Origin of the sequence: Rhizobium sp. WSM1274, assembly GCF_025200775.1 — a bacterium.
Taxonomy (GTDB): domain Bacteria; phylum Pseudomonadota; class Alphaproteobacteria; order Rhizobiales; family Rhizobiaceae; genus Rhizobium; species Rhizobium leguminosarum_I.
Window position 1 is genome coordinate 927,753 of record NZ_CP104138.1, and the last position, 21,951, is coordinate 949,703.

The 21,951-nt window shown below is 60.1% G+C and carries 23 protein-coding genes and 3 pseudogenes; 12 read left to right on the forward strand and 14 right to left on the reverse strand.

Annotated features, from left to right (window positions below; translation table 11 throughout):
• Positions 1 to 7: 7 nt before the first annotated feature.
• From N2600_RS04550 to N2600_RS04575, 6 genes and pseudogenes are all read right to left on the reverse strand, one after another.
• Positions 8 to 805 carry a sulfite exporter TauE/SafE family protein gene (locus tag N2600_RS04550; RefSeq protein WP_445944937.1) on the reverse strand — a complete coding sequence of 266 codons (798 nt, stop codon included), beginning with the start codon at positions 803 to 805 and terminating at the stop codon, positions 8 to 10.
• Entirely contained in the window at positions 787 to 1,218 is a 432-nt protein-coding gene (locus N2600_RS04555; protein ID WP_260298183.1) for a YeeE/YedE family protein, read from the reverse strand. The genes N2600_RS04550 and N2600_RS04555 overlap by 19 nt, the downstream gene beginning before the upstream one ends.
• Positions 1,215 to 1,624 (reverse strand): annotated as a pseudogene (locus N2600_RS04560) (YeeE/YedE family protein). The gene N2600_RS04555 and the pseudogene N2600_RS04560 overlap by 4 nt, the downstream one beginning before the upstream one ends.
• Positions 1,621 to 1,968 carry a sulfite-sensing transcriptional repressor BigR gene (bigR, locus tag N2600_RS04565; protein WP_260298184.1) on the reverse strand — a complete coding sequence of 116 codons (348 nt, stop codon included), beginning with the start codon at positions 1,966 to 1,968 and terminating at the stop codon, positions 1,621 to 1,623. Before bigR ends, N2600_RS04560 begins: the two are co-directional and overlap by 4 nt.
• Positions 1,959 to 3,257 (reverse strand): bifunctional sulfur transferase/dioxygenase Blh, encoded by a 1,299-nt coding sequence (gene blh / locus N2600_RS04570; RefSeq protein ID WP_260298186.1) that lies wholly within the window; start codon positions 3,255 to 3,257, stop codon positions 1,959 to 1,961. The genes bigR and blh overlap by 10 nt, the downstream gene beginning before the upstream one ends.
• 313 nt (positions 3,258 to 3,570) lie before the next feature.
• On the reverse strand, positions 3,571 to 4,194 hold the full coding sequence (locus N2600_RS04575) for a DUF1684 domain-containing protein (RefSeq protein ID WP_170261944.1): 624 nt from the start codon (positions 4,192 to 4,194) through the stop codon (positions 3,571 to 3,573).
• A gap of 128 nt (positions 4,195 to 4,322) precedes the next feature.
• On the opposite strand from N2600_RS04575, the gene N2600_RS04580 reads away from it, so the two are divergent.
• On the forward strand, positions 4,323 to 4,607 hold the full coding sequence (locus N2600_RS04580; RefSeq protein ID WP_260110344.1) for a hypothetical protein: 285 nt from the start codon (positions 4,323 to 4,325) through the stop codon (positions 4,605 to 4,607).
• Positions 4,608 to 4,804: 197 nt separating this feature from the next.
• Here the strand turns inward: N2600_RS04580 and N2600_RS04585 are convergent, their stop codons facing one another.
• Entirely contained in the window at positions 4,805 to 5,764 is a 960-nt protein-coding gene (locus tag N2600_RS04585) for a LysR family transcriptional regulator (RefSeq protein ID WP_260298188.1), read from the reverse strand.
• 352 nt (positions 5,765 to 6,116) lie between these two features.
• Between N2600_RS04585 and N2600_RS04590 the strand changes: the two genes are divergently transcribed.
• On the forward strand, positions 6,117 to 6,311 hold the full coding sequence (locus N2600_RS04590; protein ID WP_260298191.1) for a hypothetical protein: 195 nt from the start codon (positions 6,117 to 6,119) through the stop codon (positions 6,309 to 6,311).
• 275 nt (positions 6,312 to 6,586) lie between these two features.
• Here N2600_RS04590 and N2600_RS04595 read toward each other — a convergent pair whose 3' ends face one another.
• Complete coding sequence (locus tag N2600_RS04595; RefSeq protein ID WP_222387375.1) at positions 6,587 to 6,820, reverse strand: hypothetical protein; 234 nt, start codon at positions 6,818 to 6,820, stop codon at positions 6,587 to 6,589.
• A gap of 366 nt (positions 6,821 to 7,186) precedes the next feature.
• Here N2600_RS04595 and N2600_RS04600 point away from each other — a divergent pair, with 366 nt between their 5' ends.
• From N2600_RS04600 to N2600_RS04620, 5 genes and pseudogenes are all read left to right on the forward strand, one after another.
• On the forward strand, positions 7,187 to 9,331 hold the full coding sequence (locus tag N2600_RS04600) for a mechanosensitive ion channel family protein (RefSeq protein WP_260298193.1): 2,145 nt from the start codon (positions 7,187 to 7,189) through the stop codon (positions 9,329 to 9,331).
• A gap of 307 nt (positions 9,332 to 9,638) precedes the next feature.
• The gene (locus N2600_RS04605; protein ID WP_222282089.1) at positions 9,639 to 10,148 is read left to right on the forward strand and encodes an AAA family ATPase; all 510 of its coding nucleotides are present in this window, start codon (positions 9,639 to 9,641) and stop codon (positions 10,146 to 10,148) included.
• Between the two features lie 212 nt (positions 10,149 to 10,360).
• Complete coding sequence (locus N2600_RS04610; protein WP_260298195.1) at positions 10,361 to 10,969, forward strand: TetR/AcrR family transcriptional regulator; 609 nt, start codon at positions 10,361 to 10,363, stop codon at positions 10,967 to 10,969.
• 11 nt (positions 10,970 to 10,980) lie between these two features.
• The gene (locus N2600_RS04615; RefSeq protein ID WP_017963250.1) at positions 10,981 to 11,268 is read left to right on the forward strand and encodes a YciI family protein; all 288 of its coding nucleotides are present in this window, start codon (positions 10,981 to 10,983) and stop codon (positions 11,266 to 11,268) included.
• Between the two features lie 4 nt (positions 11,269 to 11,272).
• Positions 11,273 to 11,503 (forward strand): annotated as a pseudogene (locus N2600_RS04620) (DNA-3-methyladenine glycosylase I); the annotation flags it as partial.
• A gap of 170 nt (positions 11,504 to 11,673) precedes the next feature.
• On the opposite strand, the gene N2600_RS04625 reads toward N2600_RS04620, so the two are convergent.
• Positions 11,674 to 12,369, reverse strand: coding sequence for a class I SAM-dependent methyltransferase (locus tag N2600_RS04625; RefSeq protein WP_260298197.1), 696 nt, complete (start codon positions 12,367 to 12,369; stop codon positions 11,674 to 11,676).
• 331 nt (positions 12,370 to 12,700) lie between these two features.
• Between N2600_RS04625 and N2600_RS04630 the strand changes: the two genes are divergently transcribed.
• Both N2600_RS04630 and N2600_RS04635 read left to right on the forward strand, forming a co-directional pair.
• The gene (locus tag N2600_RS04630) at positions 12,701 to 13,312 is read left to right on the forward strand and encodes a PAS domain-containing protein (RefSeq protein ID WP_260298198.1); all 612 of its coding nucleotides are present in this window, start codon (positions 12,701 to 12,703) and stop codon (positions 13,310 to 13,312) included.
• Positions 13,313 to 13,470: 158 nt separating this feature from the next.
• On the forward strand, positions 13,471 to 13,767 hold the full coding sequence (locus N2600_RS04635) for a hypothetical protein (RefSeq protein WP_260298199.1): 297 nt from the start codon (positions 13,471 to 13,473) through the stop codon (positions 13,765 to 13,767).
• 177 nt (positions 13,768 to 13,944) lie between these two features.
• Here N2600_RS04635 and N2600_RS04640 read toward each other — a convergent pair whose 3' ends face one another.
• Complete coding sequence (locus N2600_RS04640; RefSeq protein WP_222282086.1) at positions 13,945 to 14,382, reverse strand: copper resistance protein; 438 nt, start codon at positions 14,380 to 14,382, stop codon at positions 13,945 to 13,947.
• A gap of 332 nt (positions 14,383 to 14,714) precedes the next feature.
• Between N2600_RS04640 and N2600_RS04645 the strand changes: the two genes are divergently transcribed.
• On the forward strand, positions 14,715 to 15,518 hold the full coding sequence (locus N2600_RS04645; RefSeq protein WP_260298201.1) for a glycosyltransferase family 25 protein: 804 nt from the start codon (positions 14,715 to 14,717) through the stop codon (positions 15,516 to 15,518).
• On the opposite strand, the gene N2600_RS04650 is transcribed toward N2600_RS04645, so the two are convergent.
• Together N2600_RS04650 and N2600_RS04655 are read right to left on the reverse strand one after the other, a co-directional pair.
• Positions 15,515 to 16,909 carry a HAMP domain-containing sensor histidine kinase gene (locus N2600_RS04650; RefSeq protein ID WP_260298202.1) on the reverse strand — a complete coding sequence of 465 codons (1,395 nt, stop codon included), beginning with the start codon at positions 16,907 to 16,909 and terminating at the stop codon, positions 15,515 to 15,517. The two genes, N2600_RS04645 and N2600_RS04650, sit on opposite strands and share 4 nt — an antisense overlap.
• 147 nt (positions 16,910 to 17,056) lie before the next feature.
• Positions 17,057 to 17,734 carry a winged helix-turn-helix domain-containing protein gene (locus N2600_RS04655; protein ID WP_026154042.1) on the reverse strand — a complete coding sequence of 226 codons (678 nt, stop codon included), beginning with the start codon at positions 17,732 to 17,734 and terminating at the stop codon, positions 17,057 to 17,059.
• Between the two features lie 441 nt (positions 17,735 to 18,175).
• On the opposite strand from N2600_RS04655, the gene N2600_RS04660 reads away from it, so the two are divergent.
• On the forward strand, positions 18,176 to 19,297 hold the full coding sequence (locus tag N2600_RS04660) for an NADH:flavin oxidoreductase/NADH oxidase (RefSeq protein ID WP_260298204.1): 1,122 nt from the start codon (positions 18,176 to 18,178) through the stop codon (positions 19,295 to 19,297).
• 200 nt (positions 19,298 to 19,497) lie between these two features.
• Positions 19,498 to 19,878, forward strand: a complete 381-nt coding sequence (locus N2600_RS04665) for a hypothetical protein (RefSeq protein WP_260298206.1) — start codon at positions 19,498 to 19,500, stop codon at positions 19,876 to 19,878.
• A gap of 86 nt (positions 19,879 to 19,964) precedes the next feature.
• Here N2600_RS04665 and N2600_RS04670 read toward each other — a convergent pair.
• Together N2600_RS04670 and N2600_RS04675 are read right to left on the reverse strand one after the other, a co-directional pair.
• Positions 19,965 to 20,765: pseudogene (locus tag N2600_RS04670) on the reverse strand (SMP-30/gluconolactonase/LRE family protein).
• A 227-nt stretch (positions 20,766 to 20,992) separates the two neighbouring features.
• Positions 20,993 to 21,871: an SDR family oxidoreductase gene (locus tag N2600_RS04675; RefSeq protein WP_260298210.1), complete on the reverse strand. Its 879-nt coding sequence runs from the start codon at positions 21,869 to 21,871 to the stop codon at positions 20,993 to 20,995.
• Positions 21,872 to 21,951: the final 80 nt, after the last annotated feature.

The following is a 21,951-nucleotide window of genomic DNA, read 5'->3' on the forward strand; positions in this document are numbered from 1 at the left end:
TGCGCGCTCAGCCAGCCATTAGCCTCCCCCAGTTCCGATACAGGATGTAACCCGCGACCGCGAAGATCAGCGCTGCGAACCGGCGGTTGAGAATGTTCTTGTAGGCGCTGAGCCGGGTGGCGAGCAGCATGCCGAGTACGCCGCCGCCGATGCCGCCGCCGATGAATTCGGCGGCAAGCCACCAGTCCACCAAGCCCGAACTGGCATAGTTCAAGGCCGTCGCCAGTCCGAACGCACCGACGGAGAGGAGCGATGTGCCGATCGCGTTGATCATCGGCATGCCCGTTGCCAGCATGAGGCCGGGAACGATCAAAAAGCCCCCGCCGATGCCGAAGAAGCCGGAGGCAGCGCCGGCGGCGAGTGCCACGGCGGCGGTGGCAAGGCACATCCTGAGGTCGACCGGACGGCACTCTACCGTCACCGCCTTCCTGGGCTTCAGCATCAGAGCGCCGACGACCGCCATCAGGACCCCGAATAGCAATATCAGGCTGTCTCCATCCATCGCCTTGCCGAGGCTGGAGCCGCCGAGGGCGCCGATCACGCCGAGCGCGGAGAAGACGGCCGCGCAGCGCCACCAGACGTGCCCCTTGATCGCGTGGCTGGCAAAATTTGAGAAGGCGTTCACCGAGACCGCAAGCGCACCCGTTCCGATCGCGATATGCGGCTGGGTCACGCCAACCACGTAGAGGAGCAGCGGCGTCGCCAGGATGGACCCGCCGCCGCCGAGCAGGCCGAGCATGAAGCCGACGATTCCGCCGGAGCCAACGGCCGCCAAAATGACGGTGCTCACGTCCGTCTGCTCCACACTCTGTCATACAAGCTCATCCCGACCAGCATGGCGATGACGAACAGGAACGTCTGGGGAAGGCCGACCGATAGGGATGCGACGGCCGGGCCGGGACAGAAGCCACCGATCCCCCAGCCCAGGCCGAACAAGGCCGAACCAACGACCAGCGGAGCATCGATCCGACGGTTCGTCGGCACGTGGAATCTGTCGTCGAAGGCGGGACGCTTCATCCGTGTCATGATCTGGACGCCGGTGAATGCGACAACGATCGCGCCGCCGAGAACGAAGGCAAGGCTCGGATCCCAGGCGCCGAACACGTTGAGGAAGCCCTGGACCCGGACCGGGTTCAGCATGCCGGACAGGGACAGGCCGAAGCCGAAGACGATACCCGAGGCGAGAGCGGCCACGAATTGGAAAATGTTCCGGTTCATAGCCCGAGACCTCGCAGTGTTGCGACGGCGATAACGCCGGCCGTCAGGAACGTGGCGACCGCCACCATCGACCGCGGCGACAGGCGGGCAAGCCCAAGCACGCCGTGGCCGCTGGTGCAGCCCGATCCCATGCGCGAGCCGAAGCCGACGAGCAGCCCCGCGACGATGATCAGCGGCCAGCGGCGGTGATCTGAACAACCGGCCAGCCGCCGAACACCAGCAGGTAGGTGAACGGCCCAAGCAGCAGCCCGAGCACAAAGGCGAGATTGGTGCTCAAGCCGACGCCTTGAGCAAGACGCCCGACGATCCCGCTGATCCCGGCAATGCGGCCGTTGAGGAGCAGGAGCATTACCGCGGAGGTGCCGATTAAGATGCCCCCGGCCAAAGATGGAAGATAGGTGCTCATTCGCCTTGGCCGACGCAGAAGATGTCATAGAGGGCGGCAACCAGTTGGGCGGTCTTCTCCTCCGTCAGGCAATAGAAGATCTGCTTCCCCTCCCGCCGCGTTTCGACAATCCCGGAGCCACGCAGCACGGTCAGATGCTGCGACAGATGCGGCTGGTGGACGTCGATCTTCTCTTCAAGCTCCCCGACCGAATGCTCGCCTTCCACCAGCGTGCAGACGATCATCAGGCGCGCCGGATGGGACAGCGTCTTCATGAGGTTCGCCACCTCTCCGGCCCGGCCGGCCATCTCGGCGGGGGAAAGCCCCGCCTTCATCATCGCCTTCAGATCGCTTGTCATTCCCATGCCGCTCCCTGCAATGCATCCAGGGGAAACTTGAGATAGCGCTTGCCGTTGGCTTCCGGCTCCGGCAGGCGCCCGCCGCGGATGTTCACCTGCAGGGCATGCAGGATGAGCTTTGGCATAGGCAGCGTCTTGTCGCGCTTCGTCCTGACCGCCACGAACTCCTCCTCGTTCACGCCGGCGAGATGCGGGTTGGACTTCTTCTGCTCGGCCACCGTGCTTTCCCATCGAGGTGCCCGACCCTCTGGCTGGTAGTCGTGACCGGTGAAGATCCGCGTCTCATCCGGGAGCGCGAGGATATCCTGGATCGATTTCCACAGGACGCGCGCGTCGCCGCCGGGGAAGTCGGCGCGCGCCGTGCCGCTGTCGGGCATGAAGAGTGTGTCGTGCACGAAGGCCGCGTCGCCGATTACATAGGTAATCGAGGCGAGCGTGTGTCCCGGAGAGAAGAGCACTTTGGCATCGATCGAGCCGACCGCGAAGGTCTCGCCATGGGCAAACAGCCGGTCCCATTGCGAGCCGTCGGTGGCAAGCTCAGGCCAGTTGTAGATGCCCTTCCACAGCTTCTGGACATCAACGACGCGCTCGCCGATCGCCGTTTGTGCGCCGGTCTTCTCTTGCAGATAATGGGCGGCGGAGAAGTGGTCGGCATGGGGGTGGGTGTCGAGGATCCACTCGACCGTCAGCTCATTGTCGCGGATGTAGTCGAGGATCGCGTCCGCGTTGATGGTCGCCGTAGCTCCGGATTTCTCGTCGAAGTCGAGTACCGGATCGACGATAGCGCACTTGCAGGTTACCGGATCGGAAACCACATACTGGACGCTCCAGGTGCGCTTGTCGAAGAAGCCCTTCACCTGCGGCCTGCGGGCAGCATGTTGCTTGAGCCAGGCTGCGGCGGCGCTGGTGTCGAAGCCGCGGCTGCGTCCGAATTCGACGACCTTGTCGACAGACATGCTGCCGTCCAGAACCTCTCCAATCAGATAGAGGTTAAGCGCGCGCTTGCCGGTCTGGCAATGTGCGAGAACGGGTCCGTCCGATTCATCGACGGCCCGCTGGAAGGCACGGACGTCCGCCTCGGTTATCGTGTCGGCCGTGACGGGAATAAACGCATAGGACAGGTCGCAGTGCTTCGCTTCCTGTCTTTCGACTCGCGTGTTCGGCTGAGACGTATCCTCGTTGTCCGGTCGGTTGTTGATGAGGCTCTTGAATCCTTGGTCGCGTAGCGACCGGATGTCCTCGACACTTGGCTGCGGCGAGACGCAAAGCTTCTCGGATATCGTTGTAATGGACATCATTGGCTCCGGGTGAAATTCCGCAACGGGTCATCGTGGCCGCTGATGGGACTCTCGCTGTGCGACTGCTCTTGGCGCATTGTTGCCATCGATGTCGCAGCAGTAGTTTTCTGAACGGCCTACTGCTTGGTCAATGTGCGAAGAAAACAGCTTCACGTTTAACGCGGGCGGAGTCCGCTATGTCACGGCAAATCCCAGCTCAATCAAGTTCAAGCGGTCGCTAGGAAAGGCAGGGCTCGGCAGGCAAACAGCGCTAACGAGAGGGGGACTTCTAATGCCCGGCTACGAAGATTCAGGCTTCTGCCCCCTGCGCTTATCGTTTCGAGACAGGTAGCCGTTCTCCGGCTCTCACTGCGCCTTTCAGTCGATTGCCCGATGGCGCTAGTGGACAGACATAACGGGAAGAATAGGCGCACGAAGGAAAATAGGAAAAATTGAAATCGAGCACCAGTGCGCCGTCTGAACGGACGACTCCGAGATCCGCTCCCTTGATGGTGTCGAGGAGATATCGGCCACCACCATACGTCTCGGTTCCTGAGGTCGCATCGACAAACGGCAGGAACACGCCACCCCCGTACCCCTCAATCCAGTAAAGAGTTAATTCGCCGCCCAATCTGGCCTCCAGCCCCGTTGTACGAGAGAACGCATGCATCGACAGGTCACCATCCACTCCTGTTGCGACGGTTATCCGTTCCGGCGTTACCGGGACAAGCTGTACCGTCAAGCGCAACGAGGGATCATAAGAAAATGTCGTCGGCCCTTCGAACGTCTTGCGGTCCGCCGGGTCAATTGGCGACTGAGGATGGTCGCGAAACAGGGTCGAACGGGTGGCGCACCAAAGCCCCCAAGCAGCAACCACGTCCGGGCTAGAACGTACCGCGTAGTAGAGATTTGCGATCTTCTCGCGCCATTCCCACAGTTGTTGAGTCTCGTTCAAATCATTTCCCCCATGTCGGAAATTTCGCCGCTCTCATTCATCGACGCTCGCCCAATCATCGCGGCGCAACTTTAAGCAATCACGCACTGATCCGAAAGGTGCGGTCTAAACACCGCTTACGGATTGCCATGGCCGCGACAGCAAACTTGGTCAGCGCCCACATCCAACGAGATCAACCGACGCCTGCGCTGGCAGGTGGAGGAGAGGCTCGCCTACTACGAGACTCATCCCACCAGATCGGATCCAGGCTGGCGGAACTCGACCGGGAGTGGGACATCGAACGAACGCTCGAGGCGAACGCATCGACATTGGCATTGACGGGAACTGTTCTGGCGGCCACGATGGACCGCCGGTGGCTGGCCCTGCCGGCCATCGTGACGGGCATCCTGTTCCAACACGCCGTCCAGGGGTGATGCCTCCCGCTACCGATCCTGCGGAGGACGCAGTACCATTCGGCGTCAGACGAGGCACGGCATGACGGCGGCGCCGATCAGTCCTTACAATCACGGACGACGTCACTTTTTGACAGCTCAGTCTAGGTCCTGCACCTATCACTCCGTCGTCGAAACCGCATGGGCACGTTCTTGCCGATCGACGCGGGAAAGCACCGTCAGCGCACTTCATTTGGCAGGGGCTGCTCGCCGATATTAAGTGGCAGCAATATCTCGGCGATCAGGTTCCGAATCCAACGATGGGCCGGGTTGCCTGTCGCGCGCTTGTGCCACACGCCGACGATGAGGGCCGGCGGAAGCGGCATGGGAGCGTTATAGAGGGAGAGCCCGAAAAGATCCGCCAAGCGCTCTGCCAATTGTCGAGGGACGAGTGCGATGTGATCACTTTCGCTCACAGCTCGGCAGACGCCGAAGAAAACAGGAACCGTCATGACCACCTTCCGAGTTCGTCCGATCTTGGCCAGTGCCGCATCACCCATGGCTTTTGTTTTTCCTTCAGGCGAGAAGAGGATGTGCCCGAGATCGCAAAAAAGATCGATCGGCAAGGTTGCGCCAGATTTTATTCCGGCTGCTTCGATTGCTGCGTTTCCTTTTCGGGCGATAGTTATGAAGGACGACCGGAATTGCGCATGTCGGTCGATCCAGTCTGGAAATTCTGCATCAGGAATGAGAGCCATGTCGGCTTCATACCGCTCAAGAGAGTCGATGTAGCTGTTTGGGACGAGGTCGACCAATTGCACCCGAATACCCGGAGCACGTTGGTGAATCTCACGCGCCAGCCGCGGCATCAGCATCTCCGCAAAGAAATCGCTTCCTGCAAGCTTGAAAGTGAGGCTGGCGCTACCGGGATCAAAAGAGGTGCCACTGAACAGCGCCTCCATCCCGTCGAGCGTCTCACGAAGAGGCATGGCTAAACCTCTTGCATAATCCGTCGGGCGCAAACCTTGGCCACGACGGACGAACAGCTGATCATCGAGCGCATGACGCAGTCTTGAAAGTGCGCCGGAAACCGCTGACTGAGACATTCCCAGTTTCTCACCGGCCTTCACAGTCGACCCTTCCCGCAACAAGGCGTCGAGCACACGTACAAGATTGAGATCAAAGGTCGCGAAATTCATTTCACCGATAGTTTCTATGTGATCAAACGATTTTCTTAATAATGGATCGGATGGTAAAAACTACAACACGAAAGCGCTTTCGTTTCATCCCAACCGAGGAGGAAACGATGATTGATCTACTGGAATGTCCAGATACCATTGAATGGCTCGATGTTTCTTACCGGCCTATTCTAACGAATGCAGCAACTGGCGGAGCGATGTCCATCGTCGACAGCCTGTCTCCCGTCGGAAGCGGGCCGCCGCGACACATCCACGAAAGAGAGGACGAGACCTTTGTCCTTCTTGCGAGTTCTGGGTGGAAGGCGAAAGGTTCACGAAGAGGGCCGGCGATACTGTCTTCGTGCAACGCGGAATGGAGCATACCTTCAGGGTTATCGGCGGCATGCCTTCGCGCCATCTGGTGATACTGACGCCGGGGGGATTCGAAGATTTTTTTGCCGATATGGCGGCGGGCAACTTCCAGATTCCGCAGGATATGGATCGCATTGCAGAATCTGCCGGCAGGCATCACCTTCGTTTCACTGGGCCGCCGCTTGGCAACGACTAGCCATTATAAACAGATGGTTCGATCGCCTGCAAAGACCCGGCGACACACAGCGCGTTAGCGTTGAGTTTTGCTAAATCCACAGTGTCCGGATGTCGCTGATCACAGGCGTTTTCGCGCCCAGGAGCAGAACCCTAAGCGACCACATTCGCCCGAGTGTCGGGAAGGGCGGGCAGCCCCCTCGGCCACGGCAACACGAGGCAGGTTAACTTCGACGCAACCTTCATTCGCGTCGACGCCATTGCCCCCACTGAGGGTGAATACAGTCGGCTAGAAGGCTAGGCTGAGAATTTCACCATGACACCGCGCTGGCGAAAGTAGGCCTGCATTCGCTTCCTGCCGGAACGGTTATTCTGCACGAGCCGAGCCGGGTCGAATACCGCCTCTTTCAAACCCGCCCGCGTCAGCGCTGCCTTGAGCACCGCGATATGCACGTCGATTTCGGCATTGTCCGCCTGCAGCGACTCATAAATGCGGTTTGTTGCATCTGCTACGGTCGGTTCGCTCACGATTACACTCCTGTTGTCGTCTGGCTGGCCTGACCCTATTGGGGTGAAAACCGTTCACGTCAATGGGTGACGATGGATTGGAACATTTCCTCCGCTTTCGAAGATGAGCCACTCAACGGCAGGAACAGTTCCGCCACCGTCTCGTGCTCCGCCACCTCAGGCCCGATGAGGAAAAGACGCTGATCCTCGAGCAGGCACTGTAACTAAAGACAATAGCGCGCCGATGACCGCCTCGAAATGTCGCATCCGGGCGTTGGTTAGTGTAACCTACTCGTCGCAAGACTATCCGCACGCGACTATACCGCGAGATCTACGGCACGGATGGATGGCGGAAGCTAGACTATATTCGCTTAACTGGAGACGAACAGGATGCGTGTGTTGATTCTTGCTGCCCTCATGCTGCTTGGGGTCACGCTGGTGGCGCGAGCCGATCCCGCACCATCGAGCGAGCAGCTGCCGCCCAATATCGAGGCACTTCTGTCGCTTTTGGCCGATCCTGGAGTTCAAAAATGGCTTGAGACCCACAAAGCCGCATCGGCGACGACTCCCGTCCCGCCGATAACCACGTCGCATCTCTCTCATCCACTGGCCGACTATGTCAGGGCCGTTCGGGCGCACATCCATGGCCTCGCCCGGGCATTGACGACGCTGCCTGATGAGTTCGCAGCAGCCTGGTCCATCCTTGTTGCGGATGCCGAGAAGGTTGGTCTGGCTGGCCTTGGCGGCCTTTTCGGACTGTTCGCAGCTGCCGCTTTCGGTGCCGAGCGGCTGTATCGGCATGCCATATCAGGATTCATGACCCGAGTGGCGCAGCTGGACGTTGCGACAAGGCGCGGTCAACTGATGGTACTCGCTAGCCGTCTCGCCCATGACGTCGGGCGCGTCGCAGTCATCGCGGCGGCTGGCATCGGTGTCTTCGTGGCCCTGCACTATTGGCCTGAGGTCATCGAGAAGATCGTGCTCGCTTGCCTTCTCGCCTTCATCATCGTGCTCCTCGCGCGCGCTGTGTTACGATTTCTTTTGTCGCCGCCGGGAAAGGACGCGAACGATCTTCGGATCGTGCCGATGGACGGCGAGTCGGCTCGGTTCTGGACCCAGCGCCTCGGTCTCGTTGTCATCATCCTCGCCGTCAGCTACGCAACAACGCTATCGCTGAGCCTTCTCGGCTTCTCAGTCGAAGCCCGCGAGATTGTCGCATATTCGTTGGGATTGGGGCTTCTCGGTGTCGGCATCGATACAGTCAGGCGAGCGCCGGGGCCAGCGATCGCGGATGCTGCAACGGATGGAGAGGTTTTTGTCCGCGCGAAGACATCCGTGGGTCTCATCTCGGCCTATTTCGTCCTGCTGTGGTGCTTGTGGGCGTTCGGCGCAGTACAGCTATTCTGGCTTGCTGCAATAGCGATCGGCCTCGTTTGGGCTATCGCCATTGCAGAACGGATCGTTGTCCACCTGCTGCAACAGCCTGCTTCGTCCGGGATCGGCGCGGCAACACCGAGTGCCGGCGCAACTCTTCTCAGTCGGGGCATCCGGTTCATTCTGATCATTTCCGGGTTGCTGCTCCTCGCTTGGGCGTGGAGCATCGACCTTGTCGCGCTCAGCGCGGCTGACACGCCCCCCGTCCGGGTCGCTCATGGCATCATCTCTGCTGTCATCATTCTTCTGGTCGCCGACTTGGTCTGGCGGGTCCTACGCACCCTCATTGATAATCAAATTGCAAAAGTGCGCGATACCGCGGTTGTTCCAACGGAGGAGACGCAGCGGCGCAGCCGGCTCAACACGCTTTTGCCCATTCTGCGGAATTTTCTTTGGGCCACGCTCGCCATCGTTGCGATACTGATGGCCTTGTCGGCGATGGGGGTTCAGATCGGGCCGTTGATTGCCGGCGCGGGTATTGCCGGTGTTGCCATTGGCTTCGGTGCGCAAACGCTGGTGAAAGACATCCTCAGCGGCGTCTTCTATCTGTTGGATGATGCCTTCCGTGTCGGTGAATATATCGAGAGCGGCAATTACAAGGGTACAGTTGAGTCTTTCAGCCTGCGCTCGGTGAAGCTGCGGCACAGTCGGGGACCAATATTCACCGTGCCGTTCGGCGTCCTCGGGGCTGTCCAGAACATGAGCCGCGATTGGGTGATCGAGAAGCTGTCACTGACGATCAGCTATGATTCCGACTTGGAAAAGGCGCGCAAGCTCATCAAGAAGATCGGACTTGAACTGGCCGAAGATCCCGAACTCAAGGCAATCACCATCGAACCGCTCAAGATGCAAGGCGTCGAGGAGTTCGGAGAGTATGGTGTCAAGCTGAGGCTGAAGCTCAAGACAAAGCCCGGACAGCAGGCCGCCGTCCGCCGTCGCGCCCTCGTCATGATCAAGGCGGCGTTTGATGAAAATGGCATCTGTTTCGCCTCGAAAGCCGTACAGGTTTTCAGCGCTGCCGGATCACAACCGGAAGCGGTGATCAATGCGGATGCGGCGCTACACGCCACCACCACGCCACAGAAGCCGGTGGCTGCATGACGAGTGCGCCAGCGGTAAAACTGCGAAAGGATTGATCCCCCTGCTCATTTGAAGGCAGTGCCTATTCGAGGTCGGCGTCGATGCGCTGAATCAGGCCGCCTGCGTTGGCGGCGATCTTGAGAGCGCCGACCTCATGTCCAAAATCGCCGGTAAAATCGAGGCCAATGATCGCATTGGCCGAGCGCGATCTGGCCTGACCGTATTGGGGTGAAAACCGTTCACGTCAATGGGTGACGATGGATTGGAACAAAGCGTTCCCAGGTAGAGTGTCTTCTCACCAGATCGAAGGCCATGATAAGCAGCGCCTATGGGAATCAAGAACTATCTGATCGAAGGCGGTTCCGGGACTGGGAAAACGTCTGTCGCTACCGAACTGGAGCGGCGGGGCTACCATGTCGTCCATGGTGACCGGGTCTTGGCCTATGTCGGCGACCCCGAGACGGGCCAGGCGCTCGCAGGACCACCCGCAGGCGCGGACCGCATCGTTTGGGGATACGCCCACTGGATCTGGCCTGTCGACAAGGTCCGCGCTATTGCTGCCGACACCAGCCATCCTGCCACCTTCTTCTGTGGCGGCTCGCGCAATTTCCACAAATTCCTGGACCTTTTCGACAAGGTTTTCGTGCTCGATATAGACGTTGAGACCTTGAACCGACGATTGGATGGGCGGCCGAATGAGCCGGGCTTCGAGCCGGCCGAGCGGGCGCTGGTGCTCCGCTACCATCATACCCGGGAATATCTTCCCATCGGCATCAATATCGACACGACGGGTACCGTCCCAAGTGTCGTCGACGCTATCCTCGCTCAACTCACCTGACGCCCCGAAAGTATTGAGAATGGGATGAAAGCGGCGGCGAGTGGGACATGCTAGACACTTGAGCCATTTGTAACGACAATCCCTATCTTCCGGAAGGCAGGAATCCCGTCACCTCTCAGGCCCACCCTTGACGTCTTTAGGTCGATTGTCCTAAAGAGTTTCGTAGGGCATTTGTCCTACTCGCTGGGCAATTGCAATGGAGAACCGGGCACTTGGGGGCAGCGACCACACGACTGCAGATTGTTGAGGCTGCAGACAAGCTCTTTTATGAGCGAGGATTCGAGGCGACGTCCTTCGCCGACATTGCGGCAGTCGTCGGACTTTCGCGAGGCAATTTCTACTATCACTTCAAGACGAAAGACGAGATTCTCGATGCGGTGATCGCCCATCGTCTTTCAAAGACCAAGGCGATGCTAGATGCGTGGGAGGCTGGGGCTGAAGCTCCCGGCGAACGAATCAGAAGCTTCATCTATATGCTCATCATGAACCAGACAAAGATCATGGCCTTTGGCTGCCCAGTCGGCACGCTTTGCAACGAACTCGCCAAACTCGACCACACTGCCAAGGACGAGGCGACCAAGCTTTTCACTCTGTTTCGCAATTGGCTTTCGCGCCAGTTCGCCGCAATTGGCCGTGAGACCGATGCCGACGCGCTTGCCATGCACATCCTGATGCGAAGCCAGGGTGTGGCCGCACTCGCGACCGCCTTCCGCGACGAAGCCTTCATCCGCCGTGAAGTCGACGATATGTGCCTATGGTTGGCAGTGCAGCGACCCAATCTATCCGATCATCCCGAATCCGTTTCCATCCAGAATTCCTGAAGGGCCCCTGTATGTTCGTCGTTACACTTAAATTCTCCGCCAACAAGGCCCGAGCCTCCGCCCTTATGGAAGGGCATAATGCCTGGATCAAACAGGGCTTTGACGATGGTATCTTCCTCCTTACCGGAAGCCTTCAGCAAAGTGCGGGCGGAGCGGTTCTCGCCCACAACACATCCCGCGCCGATCTCGAAATACGCCTCCAGCAAGATCCTTTCGTTGTGGGGGGTGTCGTAAGCGCAGACATTCTTGAAATTGCACCGGGCCGAACCGACGACCGCTTGGCCTTTCTCAGGGCGTGAGAAAATGAGCGCGACGATCTTCGGCCCGGATGGGCAGCCGCATTGCCGCTGGTGCGCAGCCGCTCCGGAGTTCATGCCCTATTACGACACCGAGTAGGGCTTTCCGGTAGATGATGATCACCGTTTATTTGAGAAGCTTTGCATCGAAGGCTTCCAGTCAGATTTGAGCTGGCGCACTATCCTGTCCAAGCGCGAGAATTTTCGGGCTGCCTTTCTCGGTTTCGACTTTGACCGCACCAGCTAGGCCCTTCCGCATATGTCGCGCTCGACCGATCTTGCGATTTGGTATGGATCAATAGCTACCGGAGGGCGATGATCAACGCAGGCAGCTCCCATTCAGACAACCATATGGATCGGAACACCACGCCCGATGGAGTCAAGAGACCCCAACGCCGGCACCCGTCGTCATGCTTTCACCACCGAGAAGAACAGGAACCGCGGCTTGGTCGTCAGGCTCTGATGGGCCTGCGGGAAAAGCGTGCGGGCGCGCGGATCGGGCTGGGGCTCGCTGACGATATCGATCTGGAATCCGGCCGACTTCAGCGCATCGAACATGGCATGCAGCGGCCGATGCCAGAAGCGCATGGCGATATGTTTTCCGGCGCGCTGCCAGGTCTCATCGAAGCTGTAGGTCTCGAAATAATTGTCGCGGCCGGTCGAGGCGTGATCCATGAAGGGATGGTGGGTGGAAAAAACCAGGCGTCCGCCTTCGGGCAGCAGCCGGTGGAATTCCGAAAGCGGCCTCGACCAGTCGGGCAGGTAATGCATGACAAGCGAGGTAAGGATCAGATCGAAAGCCTTGTCCGCAAATGGCAATGCTTCGTTGAGATCGGCCGATAGCAGCCGCGCCCGCCCTTCCAGCCGACGTTGCGCGATCTCAAGCATGCCCGCACTGGCGTCGATCCCGGTCACCACAGCCCCGCGCTCGATCAGCGCCGCTGCATGCGCCCCGCCGCCGCATCCCGCATCGAGCACGGAAAGCCCGGCGACGTCGCCAACCAGCGCAAGAATGGCCGGCCGCTCGTAATAGGCATTCCAGGCATTGACCTCGTTATCGGCATCATAAGCCGCGGCGAAGGCATCATAATCATTCTCGGCCACGATATCTTTCCCTTTGCGAAGACTGTTCGGGGAAGCCAGGAGCTTGATCGATCGACCTGCAAAATGGCAGAGATTGCTTCGCCGGCAAAGTTTGAGCTCGGGCCCCAAGCTCGGTGCGTTGGTTTGTGCGAGCTTAAACATGTTCAGTCGGGATTACGCTCGGCAGTTCGGTCTGCCGCCATCCGAGGACATGGCTTTGCGGGGAACGTCGGTTTGAGTGGCCGATGCCGCGCGGTATCTTACGCTGGCGCGACGACCGAAGGCCATAGGACACTCGCCTTGCCAATCAAGACGAGATGGGTGACGCGAACAGAGCCTGAGGGAGGTTGCTGTGCAACGGTTCATTCTCAGGCAAAATATCGGCCGGTTTCGCACGCTGCTGCTGGAGCAGCGGAACGAGCACGATACCCACGTGCTCAAGGTCATGCTCTCGCGGGCTGTCAGAAACCTGGCGATCCTCGAAGCCGCGGATGGCTTCGAGGCGGAGATCGATCCGTTGCATGCGGAAGTGCAGCGGCGAATCTTCCGCGACTCGTTCGAGCACTCTTCAATCCCCCACCTCCTGCTGGACCCGCGCAAGGGGCTGCACATTGTCGACATCAATGCCGCCTATGAAAAGGCCACTCTGACGTCCGCCGCCAAGATCGCAGGAAGCTGCATGTTCGACGTCTTTCCCGACAAGCCTTCGGACGAAGAGGCAGACGGGGTGAGCAATCTCCGTGCATCGCTCAAACATGCCGCGGAGGAAGGCGTTCCCAATGCCATGCACATCCAACGGTATGATGTCCGGGACGCCAGCGGCCTCTTCGTGACCAAATTCTGGAAGCCGGTGAACAGTCCCATCTTCGATGCCCAGGGTCGCCTTCTCTACCTGCTTCACCAGGTGGAAGACGTCACCGACGCCATTCAGAAGAGAACGGCCGAGGCAGCCGGCAGTCCGTAAAAAATCCAACAGTTTGATCCAGCGCAAAGACTGTCTCAAAGCGAGCCATTACCCGTTTGTTCGCCGCCAGGTCACGTCTGCGGCACCCAAGGGCACCAGCAAAAAGAGCATAGCCAAGAGATCGAGATCACCGCACCAGAAAATCCAAGGAGCATCCGATGCGACATGCGATGAGAGCGGCCACCCCGCCAGCCACCAAAAACCTGTCGGCAGGCAATCCCGTTATCCCGGATGGCAAGGTTCCCGACTTCCGGCTGCAGAAGCAGGACGGAGGCGGCTGGCAGGTGAGGGTGGTGAGTACCCGCGGATCGTACTGGTTGCGCGCCAACCATCTTGAACTTTGCGACCCGGAAACCCTCATCGATCTGTCACATGCGAATTCCTTCCTGCGCGAAGTCCGAAAGAATGGGTTCAAGACCGAGTATATCGGCCCGAACGGCAGCGCCGTCATTTAGCAGCCAAGATCCGCAAGCGCGCTTTCCCGTTCGCTCAGGCCGGAGATTCTCAAGGTCTCGCATTTTTTCGGGCCGATGCGCTGGAGGCGGGATACCTGTCTCGGCGGCGAGGGGCCGCTCGCCGCCGAGTGGGGAAGAAGGTCCAGCAAGGGTGCTGCAAAAGGCAGTCGCCCGCCCCTACGGCGTCACCGTCAGCCTGGCTTCCATCCCGGCTTCGTAGTGGCCCTTCATGTTGCAGAAGAGTAGATAGGTGCCCGGCGCCAGCTTGGTATTCAGCTTGCCGCTGGCGCCCGGCTTCAGATCGGAAACCTCGCCCAGGCTTTTCAGCTTCGATTCATCGACGCGGTTTTTGGCAGCGTTGACCGGAATAGGCAGGTCCGGAGATTTCAGGCGAACGACGACCATTTCATGCTGCTCCGTCATCGCATCATTATGGACTGCGAAGGTCGCGGGGCCGGCTTTGACCGTTGGCGGGTCGAGCTTCAGCGACATCGCCCCACCGCCTTCTCCATCTTCCGTGACATTGATCACGCTCGTGGCGGCAAAGCTTGCTCCGGCCGAGCAGGCGATGGCGGCTCCGGTAAAAAGCGGCAACAGTCTGGCACGTAGTTTCATTGTTGGTCTCCGTCGGGTTTGAGAGTGGGGGCGCTGAGCGGCTTGCTCAAGCCAAGGGTCATCTGGCACGGCAGGCAGTGGGTCGCTGTCGTCATCGAAGGCGCGGTGGTTGTCGTTTCGATCGCGGGAAGGGAGGCGTCCACTGCATGCCGCAGGAGAGCTGGTAGCGCGGTATTCTTACGCGTTCTTTGCCGGGATCATACCAATCCGTAAGAATGCCGCCCGTCCGCCCGACCGCCGCACTTTACCAAAATGTATAGTCCCAGCGAGGTCCCCGTGAGGTTTGGAGCGCAGCTTGGCGCCATCATTGCCAAATCGAGGTCAGCTCTCTCATGAACATGCGCGCCGCACCTGCCGCCCTTATGCCGGCCCTTCATCCGGTCAGCCTGCGGGTGAACACCTACCTGATCAATCTCGATCGTGCGCCCTTGCGCAGGTTCCGAATGGAACGCCTGCTGGCAAGCTTCGGCCTTGCCTTCGAGCGCGTCGCGGCGGTCGATGGGGCAGGGCTGAGCCTGCAGCATCCAGGCTTCGACGAAGCAGCCTATCTCAGCCGGCACGGCCGCCGGCCGAACCCTTTCGAGATCGGCTGTTATCTGAGCCACGTCGAATGCGCCAAGCGGTTCCTCGGCAGCCATGCCGAGTTCGCCCTCATTCTGGAAGACGATCTCGATTTTGATGACGACCTGGCCGAGCTGCTCGAAGCCGCCCTCAAGCACCAGGCGCGCTGGGACATCCTGCGTCTGTCCACCGTCAATTCCGGGAAAAAGCACAAGGTGGAGCCGCTGACTGCGTCGCGCTCGCTTGCCATCGCGCTCACCCGCGAAAAGGGGTCCGGCGCCTATCTGATCAACCGCAAGGCAGCAGGCTGGATTGCCGGTGTGCTTGTCCCCATGCGCCTGCCCTATGACCTCGCCTTCGATCTGGAGTTCGACGATGGGCTTTGCGCCTGCTTCGTCGATCCGCTGCCGGTCAGCCAAAGGGCGGATCCCTGTTCCCAGATCCAGTCAGGGCTCTCGGCCTACCGGCTTGGCCGCCGCCGGCCGTGGAGCGTGATGCCATATCGCGCCGCCGCCGAGCTGCGCCGCTTTGCCGCCCGCTTCAGCCGGCTCGCGGCATGGCGGATGAGAGGTTAGGTGTTTAGTCCCGGCATCAGCGGGAAGCCGATCGAAACGACGAGGCCGGGATGATTGTCCGCCATGCCGATCTCAGCCGAATGCAGGTCGGCGATCGCCTTGACGAGGCTGAGCCCGAGGCCGCTTCCCGGCGTCGCGCGGCTCTTGTCGACCCGGTAGAGGCGCCGGAAAACCTTGTCCCTCTCGTCGGCGGGAATGCCGGGGCCGCTATCGGCGACCGAGACGTTGGCGCGGCCGTCCTGGCGGCGGAGCGAAACCGTGATGCCGGTTCCGGCCGGGCAATGGTTGATGGCGTTCTCCACCAGGTTGGCGATCATCTGCGTCAAGAGATCGCGGTCGCCCCGGATGAGCGCCGGACAGCGTTCGGCGATCGTCAACGCCATCTGCGCGTCTTCGGCGACGTCGACATAGACCTCGGAAATCACGGCAAGTACGGCGTCGAGATCGGTCGCCTGGAAACGCTCTTTGCGGGCGCCGGCCTCGATCTGGGAAATGCGCAGCAGCGCCTCGAAGGTGGCGTTGATCCGGTCGCTCTCGTGTCTGGCTTCGTCAAGCAGCGCCGAAACATCCGCCTGCTGGTCGTTTCCGGCCACCGCGGCATCCAGCGTCAGGCGCAGCCTGTTGAGCGGCGTCTTCAGATCGTGGGCGATATCGGCGCTCACCTGCCGCATGCTCTCTACCAGTCTCTGCAGCCGCTCCAGCGCCGCATTGATCTGGATCGCCACCGTATCGAGGTCGTCGCCGTTGCCGGTGATCGGAATGCGGGCGTCGAGCGCGCCGTGGGAGACATGGTTCATGGTATGTGCGACCCCGTCCAGCCGTGCCTGGGCCCGGAAGGCGAGGAAGACGCCGCCTCCGATCGCGGTCGCGACGACGATCGCGGCGGCCCATTCGAAGCTGACCAGCACGATCCGCAGCATCTCGTCGACATCGTTGAAATTTTCCGCCACCACCAAGCTGTAGGGGCCGATGGTCGAGACCTGCATCCGGTAGCGCTCATGTCCCTTCAGCCCGACATCGCCTGAGGTGACGGTATAGACGCCGTTCGGGATGCGGGGGGCGGCGAAATTGCCGGCAAGTTTGCGCCCGCCTGCATCCGTCAGCGAATAAAGCCCGTCGGAGGTCGACTGGAAGTTCGCATAATTGTTCAGCGTATTGATCAGGTCCTCGGGATCATTGGGCTCGTAGGTCGAGACGATCAACGAATTCATTTCGCCCAGCGACTGTTCGAGATCGCGCACGAGGCCGAGCCGCAGCATGTGATAGATGATCGCGCCGCTCAGGATGAAGGCGACGACGAAGAGCACGCCGAAGGTCACGGCAAGCCGGAACGGCGTGCTCCTGCGCAGGCTAGATGCCGAAAAGCGTGCGCGGTTTTCGGAGGACATCATGCTCTTGCTCTTCAAATTGCGAACAGGATTTGAGATTTTCCTGTTCTAGAGCGGTTCAGCTTTTCACGGAAACGCAGAAGCGCTCTAACTTTTTGTTTTTACGCAATTCCGGACGGAAAACCGCTTCGCACTTTTCCTGGAATTACTCTAGCGAGGCGCATGCAGGCTGTATCCGGTGTTGCGGACCGTGTGCAGAAGCTGGGCCTGGAACGGCTTGTCGACCTTGGCCCTGAGGCGGCTGATATGGGTCTCGACGACGCTGGTCTTCGGATCGAAGTGGAAGTCCCAGACCCGCTCCAGCAGCATCGTCTTGGTGATGACCCGGCCTTCGCCGCGCATCAGCACCTCGAGCAGGGTGAATTCGCGCGGCTGCAGCTCGATCACCTGGCCGGCGCGGCGGGCCTCCCGCCGGATCAGATCGAGCTCGAGATCGGCCACCTTCAGCACCGTCCTCTGCTCCTGCACCGGCGGCCGGCGGCCGAGCGCATTGACGCGCGCCATCAGCTCGGAAAAGGCAAAGGGTTTGACCAGATAATCGTCACCGCCCGCCTCCAGCCCCTCGACCCGATCGTCGACGCCGCCGACCGATGTCAGGAACAGCGCCGGTGTGCCGACCTTGGCCGCCCGAAGCGAACGCACGATCGCCAGCCCATCGAGGCCCGGCAGCATGCGATCGACGACGATGACGTCATAGGCCTCGCGCTGCGCCTGAAACAGCCCATCGCGGCCGTCGCCGAACACGTCACAGACATGGCCGGCCTCGGAAAAGCCCTTGGCGATATAATCGGATGTTTTCCGGTCGTCCTCGATAAGCAGGATTCGCATCAGTCCGATCGTTCCCGGCATGCCTGGGGCGAGATTTAGCCGAGAGGATGGCCTGGCGACAACTTACGGATTGGTAAGATTTCGCGTTCCAATCCCTGACGACGCAATTCCGCCTGCGCCTGCGGGCCTCCGTGACATCCTCAACCTTTTCGAGCGTTTGTTAACGCTGCTCCTTCCATTTTGCTTGCAAGATAAAGCGTAAGCGGTGTTTTCCGCGCACATTGACCAAGCTCGGCTGGCCATTCCGAAAAATGCCGCTACAACATTGGTGGCAAGAATGCGCCAACAGCGGACGTTAGTCGATGGCGACGGTCGCCAACTAATAGCGTGCCAACGTGACTTGGCCGGGCGAGCTGCATCTGCGTATCGGGGGTTGCCAAGGCAGCTTAGTGATGCGCATCTAGCCGCGTATTTTCCTTCCAATTGTATCTGGCGGCCCTCATGTCCAAGCTCTTTTCACCGATCACCCTGCGTGGTGTCACGCTGCGCAACCGCACAGTCGTTTCCCCGATGTGCCAGTATTCGGCTCAGGATGGCTTTGCCAATGAATGGCACTATGTACATCTAGGGCGCTTCGGAATGGGAGGCTTCGGCTTGGTTCTGGTTGAGGCCACAGGGGTCCTGCCCGAAGGGCGCATTTCGTACGCCGACCTCGGTCTATGGAAGGGCGAGCACATTGCCCCGCTTGCCCGTATCGTGAATTTCCTGCACGGCCAGGGTGCCGCCGTGGGCATTCAACTTAGCCATGCAGGCCGCAAAGCCTCGACGCCGGTTTGGCGGGATAAGGCAGATCAGCCCGCAACAGAAGAGCAGCGCCGCGCCGTTGGCTTCGAGCACTGGATTCCCGTAGGTCCGAGCGCTCAATCGAACGACCCAACCAACGCTGACTATCAGGTCCCCAAAGCCCTCGACAGAGACGGCATCCGCCGTGTAGTCGACGGATTCGCGGCTGCTGCTACGCGCGCCAACCAGGCAGGCTTTGACACGGTTGAAATCCATGCCGCGCATGGTTACCTGCTCAATCAATTTCTGTCGCCGCTCGCCAACCATCGAACTGATGAATATGGCGGTAGCCGACTAAATCGAATGCGGCTGGTTCTTGAAGTCACCGAAGCCGTCCGCAGCGTGTGGCCAGCCGAAAAACCGCTCATCGTTCGCCTCTCGGTCAGTGACAACAATGCCGACGGCTGGCAGGTGGACGACAGCGTTGCGCTGGCCGCGGAACTGAAGGCACGTGGTGTTGATGCTATCGATTGCTCTAGCGGCGGCTTTGCTCAGGGCCGCATTAGGTCCGCTCCAGCCTATCAAGTCCCCTTCGCTAAGGCGGTAAAACAAGGCGCCGGTATTCCGACTATCGCAATCGGGCTATTGGGCGATGCCTATGAAGCCGAAGCGTTCATTGAGAACGGCGATACAGATTTTATAGCTTTAGCGCGGGGCGCGCTCAACGATCCCAACTGGCCGCTACATGCCAATCGCGAACTCGGCGGCGACTACACTCTTTGGCCGGTCCAGACCCGTCAAGTCGCTGAACGTGATCGCGTCCTTTCCTCTCCTCAGTGAAATTGGCGATGAGCCTCACGTCGGCCCCGCCGCGTCGTGAGAACCTCCAATGTAGTGTCCATGGAGAAACTCCTTGTCGCTCGTCCATGGAAACTCGATCCCAGATCAGGCGACAGCGGACAACGTGGGGTCACAACACCGGTTACGATAAAGCAGCGTAGATTGGTGACGTCCGCACAACGCGATACGGGTTTGGTGAGATGGGTAAACTTTGGCAGCGGATCACCTATTACCGTCATCGCAGCGAGCTCTGGGCAATCGCTTTGGCGAAGCGGGCGCCTCGCTTGGCTATCTATCCGATCGGATTTATGCTCTGTTTCTGGTGGGGGATCGCTCCGTCGCTGATCCTTTTCCCGATTATTCTATTGCTCGAGAACAGCGGCCAGCTCGGCGAAATGATCTTGGCTCTCTTTTCAATCCCGGCTCTTGTGGTGCTGGGGTTCGCCTTGCCATGGTTCTCTAGCTGGTGTGACATTGCAGTCGGTCTGATGTTGGGTCGGTTCACGGCCGCGAGCGCCAAGGAGAAAGCCTTGGCGAATCCATCCATGCCTACCGGACGAGGGCCAGTTGAGCCGCGGTGACAGCTTTCACAAACTCGGTCGCAAGGGCCTCTTCTGGAGCGCGCTACGATCCGATCTTGTGTCCCGATGCGGCTACCACATGCCGACTACCCGTGAGGCCAACCCGCGCCGGCCGTCTCGACCTCGACGGACAACAGTTGGCCAGTTCCACTCATCTGGTCCATCTTGTCCATCCCGAATCATCTGGCGGCAGTTATGTAGAGGGTGGTTCGATCGGGTCCGCCCAGCATGCAGGCGAAGGCGCCGCGATCGAGCTTCACTTCATCGAGGAGCGCGCCGCCTTCACGAATCCTGCGGCAGTAAGCATTGGGGACGTCGGCGTACCAGATCGCGCCTTCAGCGTCGAAGCATATGCCATCGGGCGGCCCGGGAAGATCGGCCCAAACTCTTCGATGGGAGAGTTGCCCGTCGGCGGCGACATCAAACGATGTCAGCCGTTTCGCCCAGCTTTCGGCGCAAACCAGTGTGCGCCCGTCCGCAGAGAGAGCCATTCCGTTCGGAAACTGAAAGCCTTCCGCTTGTGTTTCGACCGCCCCGTCTGGACGTATCAGCAGGATCGCCGGGCCGTTGACGTAGATCCGGCCTTGCGGATCGATCACGATCTCGTTCCAGCCATTCGCTCCTAACTCGGCGAACTCTTCCAGTCCGGAGCCGTTGAACCGCAGCAGATGCGATGCCCCGGACGCGACGACGTACATGTCGCCCTGTGGTCCGAAGTCGAATGACAGGGGCGGGGCTTTCGCCGCTGTCGCCACTCTGACAGTTCCGTGCTCGCTGAAGGCCAGGATTTCGCCGCTTGTCCAATCCGCGAACCACAGCTCGCCGTCATGCCATCTTGGGCATTCGACCAGCCCCCGGCCTTCCAACCGAACCCTTGCCCTGTTCATTTCGGCCTCCTGTCGTTCTGCGCCGCCTTGGCCCATCGAGTGGAGCCACGGTGTAAAGACGAACAAGCAAAGCCGATGCCGACACGTGTCTGGCGAAAGGGCAATCACGGCCGCGACTGGTTACGCAGAAAGTGCCACAAACCTTGCCGGTATGCGGCGTCGCAAACGGGTCCGTCCGGAGACCCCTCAAAGGGCGGCAGGTGGCACCACCCGACAACCCCAGAGTTTCAGATCACGCTCGACATGCCGAGCGCGCTGAGCAGGTCGTTCTGAATTGGGCTTACCGCGTCGTTCAGCCGCTGCACTCCGAGGTCCATGCCTTCAGGCATGACGACCGTGCGCAACGGACGTCGTTCCGTGGCCTCGACCAGCCGTGCGATGGCATCGGCAACCATCTGGGGCCGCGGCGGGTTAGCCTCGTCATGTCCGTCGTTGGCGTGGGCTTTTATCTGACCCGGTATCGCCGCGACGTCGCCGTAGGATGCAAGCACGGCCTGGTCGGACGGCTCCGGGCTCGACGAGATGAGGTTGCTCGGGAATGGGCCTGGCTCGACGATGACGGAGTCGATTCCAAATCCCTTCAGTTCATACCGATAGGCTTCGGCAAGCGCTTCGAGCGCGAACTTGCTCGCGGAGTAGGTGCCGAAGAACGGAAAGACCACCCGACCCATCAGCGATGTCACATGAACGAGCAACCCGCTGCCGGCGGCACGCATATGCGGCAGAGCGGCGCGGTCGGCCCGCACGGCGCCGAAGAAATTGACCGCAAATAGCCGTTCGACGTCAGCGACAGTATAGGCTTCCGTGACCCCGACGGGCATTATGCCGGCATTGTTGATCAGGGCATCGATCTTTCCGTGCTGCTTGACGACCTGGTCGATCGTGGAATTGACCGACGCCTCGTCGGCAACGTCCATGTCAAGGACTTTCAGCACACGCCCTTCAGCTTTCGCCGCGTCGATAAGATTCCTCCGCACCTGGGCATTTCGCCCTTCGACGTCCCGCATGGTCGCAACCACCGAATGGCCCCGCCTCGCAAGCTCCAATACCGTGAGTTTTCCAAAACCACTGCTCGCGCCTGTTACAACAACGACTTTTCCGCTCATCCTAAGTCCTTTCCATGAAATCCAAGGGGCGTCGCACCATATAGACAGACCTGTATGTACTTGCAATCGCAAAGTTGACA

What these genes read in the sequence shown, in the direction of transcription:
- N2600_RS04645 (WP_260298201.1), top strand. Translation starts at nt 14,715, where the DNA reads ATGAACATGCGCGCCGCACCTGCCGCCCTTATGCCGGCCCTTCATCCG.
- N2600_RS04655 (WP_026154042.1), bottom strand. Translation starts at nt 17,734, where the DNA reads ATGCGAATCCTGCTTATCGAGGACGACCGGAAAACATCCGATTATATC.
- N2600_RS04665 (WP_260298206.1), top strand. Translation starts at nt 19,498, where the DNA reads ATGGGTAAACTTTGGCAGCGGATCACCTATTACCGTCATCGCAGCGAG.
- N2600_RS04555 (WP_260298183.1), bottom strand. Translation starts at nt 1,218, where the DNA reads ATGAACCGGAACATTTTCCAATTCGTGGCCGCTCTCGCCTCGGGTATC.
- blh (WP_260298186.1), bottom strand. Translation starts at nt 3,257, where the DNA reads ATGTCCATTACAACGATATCCGAGAAGCTTTGCGTCTCGCCGCAGCCA.
- N2600_RS04675 (WP_260298210.1), bottom strand. Translation starts at nt 21,871, where the DNA reads ATGAGCGGAAAAGTCGTTGTTGTAACAGGCGCGAGCAGTGGTTTTGGA.
- N2600_RS04605 (WP_222282089.1), top strand. Translation starts at nt 9,639, where the DNA reads ATGGGAATCAAGAACTATCTGATCGAAGGCGGTTCCGGGACTGGGAAA.
- N2600_RS04580 (WP_260110344.1), top strand. Translation starts at nt 4,323, where the DNA reads ATGGCCGCGACAGCAAACTTGGTCAGCGCCCACATCCAACGAGATCAA.
- N2600_RS04590 (WP_260298191.1), top strand. Translation starts at nt 6,117, where the DNA reads ATGGAGCATACCTTCAGGGTTATCGGCGGCATGCCTTCGCGCCATCTG.
- N2600_RS04585 (WP_260298188.1), bottom strand. Translation starts at nt 5,764, where the DNA reads ATGAATTTCGCGACCTTTGATCTCAATCTTGTACGTGTGCTCGACGCC.
- N2600_RS04650 (WP_260298202.1), bottom strand. Translation starts at nt 16,909, where the DNA reads ATGATGTCCTCCGAAAACCGCGCACGCTTTTCGGCATCTAGCCTGCGC.
- N2600_RS04600 (WP_260298193.1), top strand. Translation starts at nt 7,187, where the DNA reads ATGCGTGTGTTGATTCTTGCTGCCCTCATGCTGCTTGGGGTCACGCTG.
- N2600_RS04635 (WP_260298199.1), top strand. Translation starts at nt 13,471, where the DNA reads ATGCGACATGCGATGAGAGCGGCCACCCCGCCAGCCACCAAAAACCTG.
- bigR (WP_260298184.1), bottom strand. Translation starts at nt 1,968, where the DNA reads ATGGGAATGACAAGCGATCTGAAGGCGATGATGAAGGCGGGGCTTTCC.
- N2600_RS04660 (WP_260298204.1), top strand. Translation starts at nt 18,176, where the DNA reads ATGTCCAAGCTCTTTTCACCGATCACCCTGCGTGGTGTCACGCTGCGC.
- N2600_RS04640 (WP_222282086.1), bottom strand. Translation starts at nt 14,382, where the DNA reads ATGAAACTACGTGCCAGACTGTTGCCGCTTTTTACCGGAGCCGCCATC.
- N2600_RS04615 (WP_017963250.1), top strand. Translation starts at nt 10,981, where the DNA reads ATGTTCGTCGTTACACTTAAATTCTCCGCCAACAAGGCCCGAGCCTCC.